At 73.6% G+C, this 16880-nt stretch carries 15 protein-coding genes; 8 read left to right on the top strand and 7 right to left on the bottom strand.

Translation table 11 applies throughout. The annotated features are described in order from the left end of the window. The first annotated feature begins 126 nt into the window (after positions 1–126). The 4 genes from ACFRAC_RS32840 to ACFRAC_RS32825 all read left to right on the top strand — a co-directional run bounded on the left by ACFRAC_RS32840 (position 127) and on the right by ACFRAC_RS32825 (position 5523). Positions 127–1482 carry an aspartate aminotransferase family protein gene (locus ACFRAC_RS32840; protein WP_382937298.1) on the top strand — a complete coding sequence of 452 codons (1356 nt, stop codon included), beginning with the start codon at positions 127–129 and terminating at the stop codon, positions 1480–1482. 143 nt (positions 1483–1625) lie between these two features. After that, the gene (locus ACFRAC_RS32835; protein ID WP_382937410.1) at positions 1626–2327 is read left to right on the top strand and encodes a GntR family transcriptional regulator; all 702 of its coding nucleotides are present in this window, start codon (positions 1626–1628) and stop codon (positions 2325–2327) included. Further along, positions 2324–4795, top strand: coding sequence for a dolichyl-phosphate beta-glucosyltransferase (locus tag ACFRAC_RS32830; RefSeq protein WP_382937292.1), 2472 nt, complete (start codon positions 2324–2326; stop codon positions 4793–4795). Before ACFRAC_RS32835 ends, ACFRAC_RS32830 begins: the two co-directional genes overlap by 4 nt. A 77-nt stretch (positions 4796–4872) precedes the next feature. Then, positions 4873–5523: a hypothetical protein gene (locus ACFRAC_RS32825; RefSeq protein ID WP_108707958.1), complete on the top strand. Its 651-nt coding sequence runs from the start codon at positions 4873–4875 to the stop codon at positions 5521–5523. Between the two features lie 65 nt (positions 5524–5588). On the opposite strand, the gene ACFRAC_RS32820 is transcribed toward ACFRAC_RS32825, so the two are convergent. Further along, entirely contained in the window at positions 5589–6872 is a 1284-nt protein-coding gene (locus ACFRAC_RS32820; protein ID WP_382937284.1) for an adenylosuccinate synthase, read from the bottom strand. Between the two features lie 186 nt (positions 6873–7058). On the opposite strand from ACFRAC_RS32820, the gene ACFRAC_RS32815 reads away from it, so the two are divergent. Next, a complete protein-coding gene (locus ACFRAC_RS32815; RefSeq protein WP_382937279.1) occupies positions 7059–7916 on the top strand; it encodes a diacylglycerol kinase family protein in 858 nt (285 codons plus the stop codon). 16 nt (positions 7917–7932) lie between these two features. Here the strand turns inward: ACFRAC_RS32815 and ACFRAC_RS32810 are convergent, their stop codons facing one another. Continuing rightward, positions 7933–8424 (bottom strand): GbsR/MarR family transcriptional regulator, encoded by a 492-nt coding sequence (locus ACFRAC_RS32810; protein WP_382937407.1) that lies wholly within the window; start codon positions 8422–8424, stop codon positions 7933–7935. A 115-nt stretch (positions 8425–8539) separates the two neighbouring features. On the opposite strand from ACFRAC_RS32810, the gene ACFRAC_RS32805 reads away from it, so the two are divergent. Together ACFRAC_RS32805 and ACFRAC_RS32800 are read left to right on the top strand one after the other, a co-directional pair. Then, positions 8540–9448 (top strand): ATP-binding cassette domain-containing protein, encoded by a 909-nt coding sequence (locus tag ACFRAC_RS32805; RefSeq protein WP_382937270.1) that lies wholly within the window; start codon positions 8540–8542, stop codon positions 9446–9448. Further along, positions 9445–11043, top strand: coding sequence for an ABC transporter permease (locus tag ACFRAC_RS32800; protein WP_382937263.1), 1599 nt, complete (start codon positions 9445–9447; stop codon positions 11041–11043). Before ACFRAC_RS32805 ends, ACFRAC_RS32800 begins: the two co-directional genes overlap by 4 nt. Positions 11044–11157: 114 nt before the next feature. On the opposite strand, the gene ACFRAC_RS32795 is transcribed toward ACFRAC_RS32800, so the two are convergent. The 5 genes from ACFRAC_RS32795 to ACFRAC_RS32775 all read right to left on the bottom strand — a co-directional run bounded on the left by ACFRAC_RS32795 (position 11158) and on the right by ACFRAC_RS32775 (position 15935). After that, positions 11158–12378 carry a cytochrome P450 gene (locus ACFRAC_RS32795; RefSeq protein WP_382937260.1) on the bottom strand — a complete coding sequence of 407 codons (1221 nt, stop codon included), beginning with the start codon at positions 12376–12378 and terminating at the stop codon, positions 11158–11160. A gap of 69 nt (positions 12379–12447) precedes the next feature. Further along, on the bottom strand, positions 12448–12882 hold the full coding sequence (locus ACFRAC_RS32790; protein WP_382937258.1) for a VOC family protein: 435 nt from the start codon (positions 12880–12882) through the stop codon (positions 12448–12450). Between the two features lie 31 nt (positions 12883–12913). Beyond that, complete coding sequence (locus tag ACFRAC_RS32785) at positions 12914–13579, bottom strand: response regulator transcription factor (RefSeq protein ID WP_062673638.1); 666 nt, start codon at positions 13577–13579, stop codon at positions 12914–12916. Then, positions 13576–14928 (bottom strand): sensor histidine kinase, encoded by a 1353-nt coding sequence (locus ACFRAC_RS32780; RefSeq protein WP_382937253.1) that lies wholly within the window; start codon positions 14926–14928, stop codon positions 13576–13578. Before ACFRAC_RS32780 ends, ACFRAC_RS32785 begins: the two co-directional genes overlap by 4 nt. A gap of 137 nt (positions 14929–15065) precedes the next feature. Next, positions 15066–15935 carry an alpha/beta hydrolase gene (locus tag ACFRAC_RS32775; RefSeq protein ID WP_382937250.1) on the bottom strand — a complete coding sequence of 290 codons (870 nt, stop codon included), beginning with the start codon at positions 15933–15935 and terminating at the stop codon, positions 15066–15068. Between the two features lie 210 nt (positions 15936–16145). Between ACFRAC_RS32775 and ACFRAC_RS32770 the strand changes: the two genes are divergently transcribed. Next, positions 16146–16748, top strand: coding sequence for a TetR/AcrR family transcriptional regulator (locus ACFRAC_RS32770; protein WP_382937246.1), 603 nt, complete (start codon positions 16146–16148; stop codon positions 16746–16748). Positions 16749–16880: the final 132 nt, after the last annotated feature.

Genomic DNA, 16880 nt, shown 5'->3' with positions numbered 1-16880 from the left:
GTCTTCTCGACAGCACCCTGTCACATCTCCCCGCCCCCACCCGTCGACAACCTGTCGCTAAAAGCCCCCGACCGCAGACAGGACGCCGATACCGCGTACGGGCCGTCGCTGCCTACCCTCAGGCGCATGACCTCTCAGCCCCATCCCCAGGCCGGCGCCGCCGTGAAGGCCGCGGACCGTGCGCACGTGTTCCACTCCTGGTCCGCGCAGGAGCTCATCGACCCGCTCGCCGTCGCCGGTGCGGAGGGGTCGTACTTCTGGGACTACGACGGCAGGCGCTACCTGGACTTCACCAGCGGGCTCGTCTACACCAACGTCGGCTACCAGCACCCGAGGGTCGTCGCCGCGATCCAGGAGCAGGCCGCGCGGATGACGACGTTCGCGCCCGCCTTCGCGATCGAGGCGCGCTCGGAGGCCGCCCGGCTCATCGCCGAGCGCACGCCCGGCGACCTGAACAAGATCTTCTTCACCAACGGCGGCGCGGACGCCGTGGAGCACGCCACGCGCATGGCCCGGCTGCACACGGGCCGCCCGAAGGTGCTGTCGGCGTACCGCTCGTACCACGGCGGCACCCAGCAGGCCGTGAACATCACCGGCGACCCGCGCCGCTGGCCGTCCGACAGCGGCACCGCGGGCGTCGTGCACTTCTGGGCGCCCTACCTCTACCGCTCCCGCTTCTACGCCGAGACCGAGGAGCAGGAGTGCGCGCGGGCGCTGGAGCACCTGGAGACGACGATCGCCTTCGAGGGCCCCGGCACCATCGCCGCGGTCATCCTCGAGACGATCCCCGGCACGGCCGGGATCATGGTCCCGCCGGCCGGCTACCTCGCGGGGGTCCGGGAGATCTGCGACAAGTACGGGATCGTCTTCGTCCTGGACGAGGTCATGGCCGGGTTCGGGCGGACCGGTGAGTGGTTCGCCGCGGACCTGTTCGGCGTCGTGCCCGACCTGATGACCTTCGCCAAGGGCGTGAACTCCGGATACGTGCCCCTCGGCGGTGTCGCCATCTCCGAGGAGATCGCGCAGACCTTCGCGCGGCGCCCGTACCCCGGCGGTCTCACCTACTCGGGCCACCCGCTGGCCTGCGCGGCCGCCGTCGCCACCCTCCAGGTGATGGCCGAGGAGGGCGTCGTCGAGAACGCCGCGCGGCTCGGCCGTACGGTCGTCGGCCCGGCCCTCGCCGAGCTGGCCGAACGGCACCCGAGCGTCGGCGAGGTGCGCGGCGTCGGCATGTTCTGGGCCGTCGAGCTGGTCCGCGCCAAGGAGACCCGCGAGCCGCTCGTGCCGTACAACGCGGCCGGTGAGGCGAACGCGCCGATGGCGGCCTTCGCGGCCGCCGCGAAGGAGCACGGCCTCTGGCCCTTCGTGAACATGAACCGCACCCACGTCGTGCCGCCCTGCAACGTCACGGAGGCCGAGCTGAAGGAGGGTCTGGCCGCCCTGGACGCCGCTCTGGGCGTGGCGGACGAGTACACGGAATAACCCCCGGCGACGGCGGCACGGAAGGTGCCGTCACGAAAACTCCCGCGGAAGCCGAACGCGTAAGGTGGCGTGCTCGTAGACATGTACGTGCACTCGGACACGTGCACGCCCACCTCATCGCGACGACGGGAGACGCCCTGACCATGGCCGGGATCGGCGGCACCGGCTCCGTGACGCGGAGCACCCTGCGGCAGCAGCTCGCGGACGCCCTGCGGGACGAGGTGCTGGCCGGCCGGCTCCAGGCGGGACGGGAGTTCACCGTGAAGGAGATCGCCGAGCAGTACGGCGTCTCCGCCACCCCCGTCCGCGAGGCCCTGGTCGACCTCTCCGCGCAGGGACTGCTGGAGGCCGACCAGCACCGCGGTTTCCGGGTGCACGAGTACTCCGTCGACGACCACCGCGGCATCGTCGAGGCCCGCGCCCTGGTCATCGAGGGCATGTTCCAGGTCCTGGACCGTGACCCGACGGGCCGCCGCGACCCGGACGACCCCCGCGTGGCCGCCGCCGTCGCGGGGGTGCGCCGCCGCGCCGAGGAGGCGCAGCGCGCCGCCACCGCCGGCGACCTCACCGTGCTCGTCGGCTACGACCTGCGGTTCTGGCGGGAACTGGGCGCCCTGTTCGGCAACCCGTACCTCGCCGACTTCCTGCACCGGCTGCGGGTGCAGGCCTGGGTCTGCACGGTGCAGCACCTGCGCCGGCTGCACGATCTGCGCGGGCATCTGTGGGCCCGCCACATCGAGTTGACCGACGCCCTCGCCCACCGGGACCTGGCCACGGCCCGCGCCGTCGTCGCCTCCCACGACCGGGACGCGCTCGCCCTGATCGAGCGGCTGGCGGCCGGATGAGCCATGAGCGGGCCCTGCCGGAACCGTCCACCGACGACCGGCGGCCCGGCTCCGGCGCGCCCGCCCTGTCCGTGGTCGTCCCCGCCTACAACGAACGGGACCGTCTCGCCCGCACCCTGGACACCGTCACCGGGCACCTCGACGCCCCCGGCTCGCCGTGGGACGGCTGGGAGATCGTCGTCGTGGACGACGGGTCCACCGACGGCACCGCGGACCTCGTCACGGCTCGCGAGGACCCCCGCGTCCGGCTCGTCCCGGGCACCCGCAACCGCGGCAAGGGCCACGCCCTGCGCCTCGGAGTCGCCGCCTCCCGGGGCCGCCGGGTCCTGGTCACGGACGCCGATCTCGCCACGCCCATCTCGGAGCTGGCGGCGCTGGACGACGCCCTCGGCGCGGGCCACGCCGCGGCCGTCGGCTCCCGCGCGGTCCCCGGCGCGACGATCGGCGCCCGCCAGCACCGGCTGCGCGAACTCCTCGGCCGGGCGGGCAACGCGCTCATACGCCGGACCGCGCTGCCCGGCATCCGGGACACCCAGTGCGGTTTCAAACTGTTCGACGGCGACCACGCCCGCGCCGCGTACGCCGCCTCCCGCGTGAACGGCTGGGGCATAGACGTCGAGGTGCTGCGGCATCTGCGGCAGGCCGGTCTGAGCGTCGCCGAGGTGCCCGTGCGCTGGTCCCACCGGCCCGGCTCCAAGGTGCGGCCGCTGGACTACCCGCGCGTCCTCGCCGAGGTCGTCCGGATCGCGGCGCGCTCCCTGCGCCCCGCCGACGTCTTCGCCGTGCTGCTCTTCACGCTGATGTCCATGGCCCTCTACTCGGGCCGCCTCTTCGACCCGGCCCGCCGCTATCTGCCGGACTCGATGCGCGACCAGGACCAGTGGGAGTGGTTCTTCGCGGTCACCGCGGACAACGTCGCCCATCTGCGCAACCCGCTCTTCACCGACCTCCAGGGCTTCCCGGACGGCGTGAACCTGATGGCCAACACGGTCATGCCGGGCCTGTCCGTCCCGCTGACGCCCCTCACCCTCGCCGCCGGTCCCGCCGTCACCCTCAGCCTCGTCATGGCGGTGGGCCTGGCCGCGACCGCCGCCGCCTGGTACCGGCTCCTGGTCCGGCGTCTCGTGGACAGCCGGGTCGCGGCCTTCGTGGGCGCGTCCCTGGCGGCGTTCGCCCCGCCGATGGTCAGCCACGCCCACGCGCACCCCAACTTCGTGGTGCTGTTCATGATCCCGCTGATCATCGAACGCGCCCTTCGGCTGTGCGCGGGCACCCGCGTGGTCCGCGACGGCGTCGTGCTGGGCCTGATGGCGGCGTACCAGATCATGCTGGGCGAGGAGCCGCTGCTGCTGGCGGCCCTGGGCATGCTGCTCTTCGCCGCCGCCCACGCCGCCGTACGCCCCGACGTGGCCCGCGCGTCCTGGCGCCCCCTGCTGCGCGGGCTGCTGATCGGCGCGTCGGTCTGTCTGCCGCTGGTGGTGTACCCGCTCGTCTGGCAGTTCCACGGGCCCCAGTCGTACACCGGCATCGAGCACAACCCCCGGACCTTCAACAGCCCGCTCGCCCTGCTCTCGTTCGCCGAGCGGTCCTGGCTCGCGGGTGACGCGGAGCGGGCGGACGCCCTGGCCTTCAACACCACCGAGCAGAACGCGTTCTACGGCTGGCCGCTGGTCCTGCTCGCCTTCGCGATCCTCGTCCTGATGCGGCGGCGGCCGCTGGTGCGGTCCCTGGCCTGCACGGCGGTGGCCGCCGCGTTCCTGTCCCTCGGGCGCGCGTTCCGCATCCCGCTGACCGGCGTGACGCTGCCCGGCCCGTGGCGGCTCCTCGCCGACGCCCCGGTGTTCGAGGCGGTCATCGAGAGCCGGATCGCGATGATCTGCGCACCCGTGCTGGGCATGCTGCTCGCGCTCGCCGTGGAACGCCTCCGGTCCGCCCCACCGCGCATCCGCCGGACCGGCCTCACCGCCGTCGCGCTGGCGCTGCTCCCCCTGGTCCCCGCCCCGCTGCGGGCCGTCGACCGCGCCGAGGTGCCGGCGTTCCTCGCGGAGGGCACCTGGAAGACGTACGTCCGCGAGGGCGAATCCCTGGTGCCGGTGCCGCTGCCGGACCCCGGCGACGCGGAGGCCCTGCACTGGCAGACCGAGGCCGGACTCGGTTTCCGGCTGCCCGGCGGCTACTTCAACGGCCCCTACGGCGAGGAGCGCGTCGGCATCTACGGCGCCGAGCCGCTCTTCACGTCCAACCTGCTGCGTGACGTGCGCGCCTCGGGCGTCGTGCCGCCGGTCGAGGAATCCTGGCGCGAACAGGCCCGGGCCGACCTCGCCCACTGGCGGGCCGGAGTGCTCGTCCTGGCCCCGCAGCCGCACGCCGACGCGCTGCGGGAGACCGTCCGCCAACTCGTGGACGCCCCCGGCAGGTGGGTCGACGGAGTATGGGTATGGGACCTGCACGGGCCGGGACGCCCGTGAGCGGTACTGATTATCCTTCCCTGACCACCGTGCTACGTCTTTGCCACATCGTGCGACCGTTGTGTGAGGAGCCCCTTTTGGCCTGTGACCTGTGGCTGGTACCGCTCGTCGACGTGTTGTGCCACACCCCCGACAATCCGTTCGCCGAGGAACTCGCGCAATACAACAAGGTGCTCGCCGAGGCCGGGCTTCCGCCGGTGCCGGTGTACCAGTACATGCCGGGCCTGTCCGGCGACGTCGCCCCGGTCGCCGGTTTCGACTACGACGCGCTGCACTTCCTGCGCCGCGCCTATCTGCTCCAGGTGTGCGGGCTGCCCGTGACACCGGTCGACGAACTCGGCGGCGACTACGAGCAGTTGCTGGAGATGTTCGAGTCGACGGCCCAGCAGTCCCATCTGGTCTGGCACTACGACCACGCGGGCGCCTACGTCCCTGTCGACTTCCCGCACCCGCTCGCCGACGACGACCTCCTCGCGGGCGGCGGCCCGCTGGGCTCCTCGCAGTCGCTGCTGCGCGAACTCGAGGCGGTGGCGCAGGTCATCGGCATCGACCCGGCCAACCCGCCCGCGGCACCCCAGCCCCCGCTCGCGCCGACGGCGCTGGAGGAGCCGGCGGTCCCGGCGCCCTACGACCCGAGCCCCTTCGCCCGCGAACGGCACGTGTGGCTGGGCCTGCACGCGGCGGCGACGCGGAGCCTGGCCCAGGGCTCGATGATCGTCTTCAGCTGAGGGGTAGCGGCTGAACGCGCGAGCGCCCGGCCGGGGTCGCCGGCCGGGCGCTCACATGTGTGGTCCTACAGGAACGAGTTGATCTCGATCGTCTCGTCCCGGCCGGGGCCCACGCCGACCGCGGAGATCGGGGCGCCGGACATCTCCTCCAGCGCCTTGACGTACGCCTGCGCGTTCTTCGGCAGGTCGGAGAAGGTCTTCGCCTTCGAGATGTCCTCGGACCAGCCGGGCAGCATCTCGTAGATCGGCTTCGCGTGGTGGAAGTCCGACTGGGAGTACGGCAGTTCCTCCACCCGGCGGCCGTCGATCTCGTAGGCCACGCAGACCGGGATCTGCTCCCAGCCGGTGAGGACGTCGAGCTTGGTCAGGAAGAAGTCGGTCAGGCCGTTGACCCGGGTCGCGTAACGGGCGATCACCGCGTCGAACCAGCCGCAGCGCCGGTCACGGCCGGTGGTGACACCCCGCTCGCCGCCGATCCGGCGCAGCGCCTCGCCGTCCTCGTCGAGCAGCTCGGTCGGGAACGGGCCGGCGCCGACGCGGGTCGTGTACGCCTTCAGGATGCCGATGACCCGGCTGATCTTGGTGGGGCCCACGCCGGCGCCGGTGCAGGCGCCGCCCGCGGTCGGGTTGCTGGACGTCACGAAGGGGTACGTGCCGTGGTCGATGTCCAGCAGGGTGCCCTGGCCGCCCTCGAACAGGACGACCTTGTCGTCCTCCAGCGCCTGGTTGAGCACCAGGACGGTGTCGGCGACGAACGGCCGCAGCTTCTCCGCGTAGCCCAGCAGCTCCTCGACGACCTGGTCGACGGCGATCGCGCGCCGGTTGTAGAGCTTGGTGAGGATCTGGTTCTTGACGTCGAGGGCCGCCTCGACCTTCTGGGTCAGGATCGACTCGTCGTACAGGTCCTGGACGCGGATGCCGACGCGGTTGATCTTGTCGGCGTAGGTCGGGCCGATGCCGCGCCCGGTGGTGCCGATCTTCCGCTTGCCGAGGAAGCGCTCCGTCACCTTGTCGATGGTGACGTTGTACGGCGTGATGATGTGTGCGTTACCACTGATCAGGAGCTTGGACGTGTCGACGCCTCGCTCGTTCAGACCGCTCAGCTCGGAGAGCAGGACCGACGGGTCGACGACGACGCCGTTGCCGATGACCGGGGTGCACCCCGGGGACAGGATTCCGGAAGGGAGCAGGTGGAGGGCGTACTTCTGATCACCCACGACTACCGTGTGGCCGGCGTTGTTGCCGCCCTGGTAGCGCACCACATAGTCGACGGATCCGCCTAGCAGATCCGTCGCCTTTCCCTTGCCTTCGTCACCCCACTGAGCACCGAGCAGCACAAGTGCGGGCACGCGCGTACACCCCTTCCGGGCGGGGCATGTCCAAGGTCAGGGGTGTACGCCGCACCTGTGCGGGTGGTACACCGGCGACCTTCGTCGGCCGCAAACCGTCGGACCGGATGCCCCGGAATAGACGAAACCCCTGGCGCAATAGCGCAAGGGGCTCTTGCACAAAGATGCTACCCGAGGAAGCGAGGCATGGCCGAGGTGGCGACTTTCGCGAGGTCCGACCAGCTGCTGGTGGTGATAGATCCGGTTGCTCGCAGGACGGACGGGGAGTCCGTGCGGATCGCGAAAGACGTGCTCAGCGCGGGGGCGACGACCAAGGTGTGCCTGCCGGAGGACCCGGACGAGTTCGCCCGGGCCCTGACGCGGCGCGGTGCGCGCCGGCCGGTCGTGATCGGTGACGACGGCGCGCTGCTGCGCGCGGTGTCGCTGCTGCACCGTCAGCGGCAGCTGGCCGAATGCGTGCTGTCGATGGTGCCGGTCGGCGGCGCGCTGTCGCTGGCCGCGTCCCTCGGAGTGCCCATGGGCGCGGTGGCGGCGGCCCGCGCGGCGCTGGACGGCGCGGAGCGGCGGCTGGACCTGCTGGTCGACGACAGCGACGGCGTGGTCCTGGGCGGGCTGCGGATACCGCCGGTGCACGATCCGGCGGACCCGGCGGGGGCCACCGACGTGGGCCCGGGTCCCGCGCGGCCGTGGCTGCGCACCTGCCAGTCGCTCGTGCGGACGCTGGTGGCCGCGCGCGGCACCGCGGCGGCTTCCGCCGGGCCGTCCCGGCTGCGCATCGAGGTCGACGGGAGCACGCTGGTGGACCTGGACGAACCGGTGGACGCGGTGTCGGTGACGCCGGGCGCCCCGGGGGTCGCCGCAGTCGAGGTGCACCGTGTGTCGGTGGGCGCGGCCGCGGTGCCGCTGCGGGCCGAGGGCCGTACGGTCACCGTGTCGGGCGCGCACTTCCGCTACCGCGCGGACGCGTCGGTGTCGGGCCCGGTGGGCCGCCGCACCTGGACGGTGGGCGAGGGCGCGTTGCGGCTGGTCCTGCCGGGGCACTGAGCCGGCGCCGGCCCGCTCAGCGGCCGAAGGTCTTCGCCCGGTGCTCGCGCCACCGCTCCATGACGGCGGCGAGCTCACCTTCCAGGTACTCGAAGAAGGCGAGCGTCTCGGCGAGCCGCCGGCCGCCGGGCGTGCTCGCGCCGAGGCTGTCGACGCCCTCGCGCAGCGTGCGCTCCCAGCGCCGCAGGACGGCGTCGCGGTCGGTCAGCGCCTCGTACCACTGGTCGGAGTGCACCCGGTAGCGCTCGCGCCGTGAGCCCGGCTCCCGCTCGCGGGAGACCATGTGCACCTGGGAGAGGTAGCGCACGGCGGCGGAGATGGCGGCCGGGCTGACCTGGAGCCGCTCGCCGAGTTCCGCGGAGGTCAGCGCGCCCGAGTCGGACGCGAGCAGCGCGGCGAACACCCGGGCGGCCATCCGCTGCATGCCGGCCTCGACCAGCTGCGCGGCGAAGGCCTCCACGAAGTCCGACACCGCCTGGGGGTCGCGTTCCGCCTCGGTCGGCTCCATCACCTGTCGATCACTCCCTGCGTCCGGCCTGCTCAGGCGCCAACTCCGAGTGTATCCGCGGTTCACTCCCTTCCTCATCTTCACAAATTTCTGAAAGAAGCGTAACTTCTGAATCATGACGAAGGCCATCACCGTGTCCGGACTGCACAAGTCGTTCGGCCGCACCCACGCGCTCGAAGGGCTCGACCTGGAGGTCGAGACCGGCGAGGTCCACGGCTTCCTCGGGCCGAACGGCTCCGGCAAGTCCACGACCATCCGCGTCCTGCTCGGCCTGCTGCGCGCCGACTCCGGCGCCGCGCAGGTGCTCGGCCGGGACCCGTGGAAGGACGCGGTCGAGGCGCACCGCCGCATCGCCTACGTCCCCGGCGACGTGACCCTGTGGCGCACCCTCTCCGGCGGCGAGGTCATCGACCTGTACGGCAGGCTGCGCGGCGGCCTCGACGCACGCCGCCGCGCGGAGCTGATCGACCGGTTCGAGCTGGACCCGACGAAGAAGGGCCGCACCTACTCCAAGGGCACCCGGCAGAAGGTCGCCCTGGTCGCCGCCTTCGCCTCCGACGTCGACCTGCTCATCCTCGACGAGCCGACCTCCGGCCTGGACCCGCTGATGGAGGAGGTCTTCCGGCGCTGCGTCGAGGAGGAACGCGACCGCGGGCGCACGGTCCTGCTGTCCTCCCACATCCTCGGCGAGGTCGAGCAGCTGTGCGACCGGGTCAGCATCATCCGCAACGGCCGTACGGTCGAGAGCGGTTCGCTGGCCGACCTGCGCCATCTGACCCGGACCAGCGTGACGGCCGAACTGGCGGGCCCGCCCGACGGGCTGGCGGGGCTGCCCGGCGTCCACGGCTTGGAGGTGCGGGGCCACCGGGTCCGCCTCCAGGTCGACCCCGGCGGTCTCGACGCCGTCCTGCGCTCGCTCGGCGCGTCCGGCGTACGGTCGCTGACGTCGACGCCGCCCACCCTGGAGGAGCTGTTCCTGCGGCACTACCAGGCCGGCGACGTGCGCGAGGGGGTCGCCCGGTGACCGCCGTGGCGCTCGCGTCCGCGGGCTCGCGCCCCCTCGCCGGCACCGGGGTGCTGCTGCGTCTCGCCCTGCGCCGCGACCGGGTGCTGATCCCGGTGTGGGTGGCGGTGAACGCCCTGATGGTCCTCTCCATGCCGGGCACCCTGGAGAACCTGTACGGCACCCCCGCCGAGCGGGCCGACTTCCTGCGCGGCACCGCCGCGAACCCGTCCTTCCGGGCGCTGATCGGCCCCGTCTTCGGCGACTCGACCGGCGCCCTGACGGCCTGGCGGGTCGGCGTGTACGCGGGAGCGCTCGCGGCCGTGACGAGCCTGCTCGTGGTCGTCCGGCACACCCGGGACGAGGAGGAGAGCGGACGTCAGGAGCTGGTGGCCGCCGGGATGGTGGGGCGCCGGGCGGCCCTGACCGCCGCGCTGCTGGCGGCGGCCGTCGCGAACGCCGTCCTCGCCCTGCTCGTCACGGCCGGCCTGGCCGGCCTCGGCGTCGCGGGCGCGCTCGCGTTCGGCGTTGGGCTCGCCGGGACCGGCATGGTCTTCGCGACCCTGGCGGCGATCGTCGCCCAGTTCACGCAGAGCGCGCGGCTCGCGCGGGGGCTGACCGCCGGGCTGCTGGGCGCCGCGTTCGTGCTGCGCGCGGCGGGCGACGCGGCGTCGGACGACGGCTCCTCGGCCCTGACCTGGGCGTCCCCGCTGGGCTGGCTGGAGCACCTGCGCGCGTTCGCCGGGGAGCGCTGGTGGGTGCTGTGGCTGTTCGCGGCGGCGGTCTGCGCCCAGGCGGCGGTGGCGTACACGCTCGCCGGGCGCCGGGATCTCGGCATGAGCTTCCTGCCCGCCCGTCCCGGCCCCGCCACCGGCCGGCTCGGCACACCGCAGGCACTGGCCTGGCGGCTCCAGCGGGGCTCCGTCCTCGGCTGGGGCACCGGGTTCTTCCTGACCGGGGTCGTCTACGGCGGACTGGCCGACGGGGTGGCCGACCTGGTCGGCGACAACGAGGGCGCCCGCGCGGTCTTCGAGCGCATGGGCGGCCGGTCCGGCCTCACCGACGCCTTCCTCGCGTCGATGACCGGGATGCTCGGGCTGGTCGCCGCCCTCTTCGCCGTCGGTGCGGTCCTTCGGCTGCACGGCGAGGAGACCTCCCTGCGCGCGGAGCCCGTCCTGGCGAACGCGGTGGGCCGGGTGCGCTGGGCCGCCGGCCACCTGCTGATCGCCTTCGCCAGCTCGGCCCTGCTCATGCTGCTCGCGGGCCTGGGCCTGGCCGCCGGCCACGGCCGCCGCGTCGGCCCGCTCCTGGCGGGCTGCCTCGTCCAGCTCCCCGCGATCTGGCTGGTCGGCGCCCTGGCGGTCCTGCTGTACGGGGTGCTGCCACGAGCGGCGACGGCGGCGTGGGGTATCGCCGGCGCGGTGCTCCTGATCGGCTGGGTCGGCCCCGCCCTGGACGTACCGCGGACGGTCCTGGACCTCTCCCCGTACGGCCACCTGCCCAAGCTGCCGGGCGGGACGATGGAGTGGGGGCCGGTCCTCACCCTCCTCGCCCTGGCGGCAGCCCTCACGACGGCGGGGCTGGCGGCGTTGCGGAGGCGGGACCTGACGGGGTGAGGGGTCGGTCGGCGACGTCCCTGAGCTCGGCGGTGTCGCTGTCGACGCCGCCGGGCTCCGGGAGTGCGACCGCGTCGCCGAACCCGCTCTCCCGGTGGGCACCAGCCCGGGAGATCAACCCACCTCGACCTGCAGGCCCTCCAGGCCCCGGATCACGAAGTTCGGCTTGCGCCGGGGGTCCGAGGCCGGCCGCAGGACGGGCGCCTGTTCCAGCAGGGCCGTCATCGACGCCGCCAGTTCGATACGCGCCAACGGGGCGCCGATGCAGTAGTGGACGCCCGCGCTGAAGGAGATGTGCGGGTTCTCCGCGCGGGTCAGGTCCAGGCGCTCCGGGTCGGCGAAGACGGCCGGGTCGTGGTTGGCGGAGCCGAAGAGCATCGCGATCTCCGCGCCGCGCGGGATCGTGGTGCCGTCGATCTCGATGTCGTCCAGCACCCAGCGCTCGAAGAGCTGGAGCGGGGTGTCGTAGCGCATCAGCTCCTCGATCGCGGACGGGATCAGCGTGTGGTCGGCGCGCAGGGCCGCGAGCTGGCCGGGGTTGCGGAACAGCGCCCACCAGCCGTTGATCGTGGCGTTCACCGTGGCCTCGTGCCCGGCGTTGAGCAGCAGGACCGCCGTCGAGATCATCTCCTGCTCGGTGAGCCGGTCGCCCTCGTCGTGCGCCGCGATCAGCCCGGAGATCAGGTCGTCGCCCGGTTCCTTGCGGCGGGCCGCGATCAGCTCCCGCAGATAGTCGGAGAACTCCTCCGAGGCGCGGACCGCCTTCGCGGCCGTCTCCGGCGCCGGGTTCAGCTCGTACATCCCGCAGATGTCCGCCGACCAGGGGCGCAGCGGCCCGCGGTCGGCCTCCGGTATGCCGAGCATCTCCGCGATCACGGCGACCGGCAACGGCTCGGCGACCTCCTTCAGCAGGTCGCCGCCGCCCCGCGCGACCAGCCCGGCCACCAGCTCGCCCGCGAGGTCGCGCACATACGGCCGCAGCCGCTCGACCGTGCGCGGGGTGAACGCCTTCGACACCAGACGCCGGATACGGGTGTGGTCCGGCGGCTCCAGGTCGAGCATGCCGTGGTCGTTGAGGGTGTGGAACGGCTCGTGCTCCGGCGGCGGCGCGCTGCGCCCGAACTCCTCGTGGGTGAACCGGTGCTGGTACGTCCGGCCCAGCCGGCGGTCGCGCAGCAGCGCCGAGACGTCGGCGTGGTGCGGCACCAGCCACTGGTTCGTGGGCTCGAACCAGTGCACCCGGCCCCGGGCTCGCAGTTCGGCGTAGGCGGGGTACGGGTCGGCGAGGAACGCCGGGTCCCAGGGGTCGAAACCGAGGTCGGAAGGAGCTGCCATGAACGGACGGTAGACCGCCGTCCCCCCTTCTGACCAGGGGTCCAGGGGGACACCTGGTAGGGGAACCCCCTACGCCGTGCCGAAGTCCGGGAGCGTGACCGTGCCGTCGTCGGCCAGCGGGAAGGACGGGTTGTGCGCGACCTCCCAGGGGTGCCCGTCGGGGTCGGTGAAGGCCCCGGAGTAGAAGCCGACGACGTTGACGGCGGCCGGCTTGGTGACCGTCCCGCCCGCGTCCGGCACGGCCGCGAGGAGGGCGTCGGCCTCGGCCCGCGAGCGCACGTTGTGCGCGAGGACGATGCCGCCGAACCCGCCGGGCTCCCCCGGCTCCAGCCCGCAGTCCCGCGCCAGCTCCTCCCGGCTCCACAGCACCAGCCCGAGGCCGCCCGCCTGGAAGAAGACGGTCTCCTCGACCTCCTGCCCCCGCCAGCCCAGTGCCGCGTAGAAGGACTTCGCGCGGGCGAGGTCGGAGACTCCCAGCGTGATCAGGGTGATGCGCTGTTCCATGGGGTCACCGTAGCCCCGGGGGACGCCGGCCTCAGCCCGGTGTGACCAGCCGGGCCTCGTACGCGAACACCGCCGCCTGCGTACGGTCGCGCAGCCCGAGCTTGACCAGGATGCGGCTGACGTGGGTCTTGATCGTGGACTCGGCGACCACGAGCCGCTCGGCGATCTCGGAGTTCGACAGGCCCTGCGCGATCAGCACCAGCACCTCCGTCTCCCGCTCGGTCAGCTCCCCGTACGCCGCGTGCGCGGACGACATCGCGCGCGGGGCGTCCGACAGCTTGGAGAACTCGGTGATCAGCCGCCGGGTGACCGACGGGGCGAGCAGCGCCTCCCCGGCGGCCACCACGCGCACCCCGTCGGCGAGCTGGCGCGCGGAGGCGTCCTTCAGCAGGAAACCGGACGCCCCGGCCCGCAGCGCCTGGTACACGTACTCGTCGAGGTCGAAGGTGGTCAGCACCAGCACCTTCGCCGCCCCGTCGGCGGCGACGATCTCGCGGGTCGCCTCGATGCCGTTCAGCTCGGGCATGCGGATGTCCATCAGCACGACGTCCGGGGCCAGCTCGCGAACCCGCTCCACCGCCTCGCGGCCGTTGACGGCCTCTCCGACGACCTCGATGTCCGGCATCGCGTTCAGCAGGACCGAGAAGCCCTCGCGGACCATCATCTGGTCGTCGGCGATCAGTACCCGGATGGTCATGCGCTGTCCTCCGCGGCCGCCTCGACGGGCAGGAACACCGCCACCTCGTAGCCGCCGTCGTCCGTCGCGGCGGCCGTCATCCGCCCGTTGAGCATGGAGACCCGCTCCCGCATGCCGGTGATGCCGTGCCCGGCGCCCGGCGAGGGTTTCACCAGGGCCGACGCGGGCGGCGGGCCGTTGACTATGCGCAGGCCGAGCCCGCCGAGGACATAGCCGACCTCGACCCCGGCGCTCGCTCCGGGCGCGTGCCGCAGGCTGTTGCTCAGCGCCTCCTGCACGATCCGGTACGCGGACAGCTCCACGCCGGGCGGCAGCTCGCGGACCGCGCCGGTCACCGTCTTGTGCACGTCGAGCCCCGCCTCCCGCACATTGGCGAGCAGGGCGTCCAGGTCGGCGAGGGTGGGCTGCGGGGCGTCCGGGGCCTCGTAGTCCTCGGCGCGGACGACACCCAGGATGCGGCGCAGCTCGGTGAGGGCGGCGACCGCGTTCTCCCGGATCGTGGCGAAGGCGCGCTCCAGCTCCTCGGGCGGGTTCTCCACCCGGTAGGGCGCGGCCTCGGCCTGGATGGCGACCACCGACATGTGGTGGGCGACCACGTCGTGCAGCTCGCGGGCGATGGTGGTGCGCTCCTCCAGCAGGGTGCGCCGGGACCGCTCCTGCGCGGTGACCGTCTGCTGGGCGGTCACCTCCTGCTGCGCGGCCTGGCGGACGTGCCGCAGACACACCACGAGCAGGGCGAACGCGGACGTCACCAGCATCGGGGCGCCGTTGGAGTAGTAGTACGACCCGCCGACGACGCCGTCCGAGAGGACGACGTATACGGCGGTGACGGCCCACATCCAGACGGCGGTGCGGGGCCGGGTGCGCAGCGCCACCACCACCAGCACCGTGAGGTGGCAGACGAACGCTCCGGGCATCCACGGCCACTCCGACCCGCCGCCGTTGAGGACCGCGATCACCGGCGTCACCGCAAGGGACAGCCAGAACGCGCCGACGGGCCGGGACAGCGTGGTGACGACGGGGAGCGCGCACAGCAGACCGGCCAGCAGGGCCCTGCCGTCGCCGCCGGGCTCGCTGCCGGACAGGGCGCCGATCAGCAGGGTGAACAACGCGGTCCCCGCGACCACCGCGTGCGGGAGGCGTTCGGCGGCGGTGCGCATCCGGGCGGGCAGCCGGCGCAGGAACAGGCCGTCGGTCCGCCGGGGCGGCAGCGGGCGGTAGGCGAACGGGTCGTGGAACAGGTCCTCGCGCAGTCCCCGCAGGGCGTTGCGGGCCAGCCGGTACTCCGGGCTGCGCTGCCTGCCCGCGTCCCCCGGCGACGGGGGCGGCATCTGGGTCGTCTCGGTCACGTACAGCACCGTAGGGGCAGTGCGGGGACCCGGTCGTCCCCATGGAGGCGGGTTCTGCCGCGTACATCTCAGGTACTACGGGGAGCACCGCAGGTCGCGAGGGGTACGGCCGGAGCGGCGGGCCACGGCCCGCCCGCTCACCACGCCAGCTGGGCGATCTCCTCGGCCACGACCGCGCAGGCGTCCGCCGACGGGTCGATCAGCGGGAAGTGCCCGACGTCCTCCAGCAGGGTCAGCCCGGCCACCTCGCCCGCCTTCGCCGCCGCGTCCGCGTACGCCTCGGCGACGGCCTGCGGGACCACCATGTCGGCACGGCCCTGGACCAGCGTCGTCGCGATACCGGTGGGCAGCAGCAGCGCCGGATCGGCGTACGGCTGCCGCTCGGCGTACTCCGGTCCGCCGCCGAGGAGCTGGCGTACCGCGCCGCCGCAGACGTCCAGCTTGTCGGCGACGGAGAGGTCGGCGATCGGCGCGAGGGCCACCACTCCGCGCAGCGGCGGCGGTCCGTCGGTGCGCCAGGCGGAGTCCGCGGGCAGGACGTGCCGGGCGGCCGCCCACAGGGCCAGGTGCCCCCCGGCGGAGTGCCCGGCGAGCACCATCCGGCGCGGGTCGGCCTGCGGCAGCGCCTCCCGGGCCAGCGTGGGCAGCGCGTCGAGCGCGGCGGCGACGTCGTCGAAGGTGTCCGGCCAGCGCCCGGCCTCCGTCCCGTCGCCTTCGGCGCCCCGCCGGTACTCCACGTTCGCCACGGCGAAGCCGCGCCGGGCGAGGAAGCCGGCGAACGGGGTGAGGTGCCGCCGGTCGTACGGGGCCCGCCAGGCGCCGCCGTGCAGCAGGACGACCAGCGGTGCCGGTCCGGCGGGCACGTCGGTGCCGCGCGGCGCGTAGAAGTCGACGATCTGGTCGGGGTGGGCGCCGTAGGAGGCGGTGGCGTCGGGATCGACGGGCGGGTGCGAGAAGGCCGACTCCTCCTCGGCGGCGTCCCGGGCTGCGGCGACGTCGTCCGGCATGCTCCAACCTCTCAGCGACGAAACGGATTTGGACGGAAGCGGGGGTGGCGGACCAGGGGACACCTCGGCCGTTGGCGGGGACGGTATCAGGCGGATGACGTGCGCCAGCACACGCATGTCACGCACGGTGAGGGTCAAACGGTCCCGTGGTGCCGTTACGCTGGCCGCGCGGGACGCCCCGCGTCCGCCGTGTGCACCAAGGAGGCCGAAATGTCCGCCGAACCCGGCACCGTCCGTCCCGGAGGGCGTACCGCCCGTGTCCGCGCGGCCGTGCTGCGGGCCGCCGGGGACGCGCTGGCGGAACACGGGTTCCACGGCCTCGACCTCGCCGACGTCGCCCGCCGGGCGGAGGTCGGCAAGACGACCGTGTACCGGCGCTGGGGCTCGGTGACCGCACTGGTCGCCGACCTGCTCGCGGAGATGGCCGAGGAGTCCTCGCCGCGCGAGGAGACCGGGTCCGCGCTGGGCGACCTGCGGGCCAACGCCACGCTGGTGCGGCGCACCCTGTCCGACCCCCGGCAGGGGCCCCTCTTCCGCGCGGTCGTCGCGGCGGCGGCGTGCGACGACCGCACGGCGGGGGCGCTGCGCCGGTTCTACGAGGTGCGGGTCGCCGAGTGGGCGCCCTGCGTCGAGCAGGCCGTCGCCCGCGGGGAGTTCCCCGCGGGCACCGACGCCCGGGCGGTCGTGCGGGCGGTGTCGGCGCCCCTCTACTACGGGCTGCTGACGACCGGGACGCCCCCGGACGTCCCCGCCGCGGAGCGCGCCGCACGCGCCGCGCACGCCGCCGCCGCGGCGGGGGTGTTCGTGGTCTAGGGCGTGTTTCGAAAGTAGCGTCGTCCGCCCGAAGGGCGGGGTCCGCGGCGTCTGGCGCGGTGCATCGCAAGGCGGAGGTCGTCCGCGGTCTGGGGGTTGGCGGCAGGTCCCGCCAACGCGGGGAGGGGGCGG

This window comes from Streptomyces sp. NPDC056628, assembly GCF_042792555.1.
In the GTDB taxonomy this organism is placed as follows: domain Bacteria; phylum Actinomycetota; class Actinomycetes; order Streptomycetales; family Streptomycetaceae; genus Streptomyces.
Note: the sequence above shows the minus strand (reverse complement) of the source record. Positions and strands in the feature narration are given on the sequence as shown.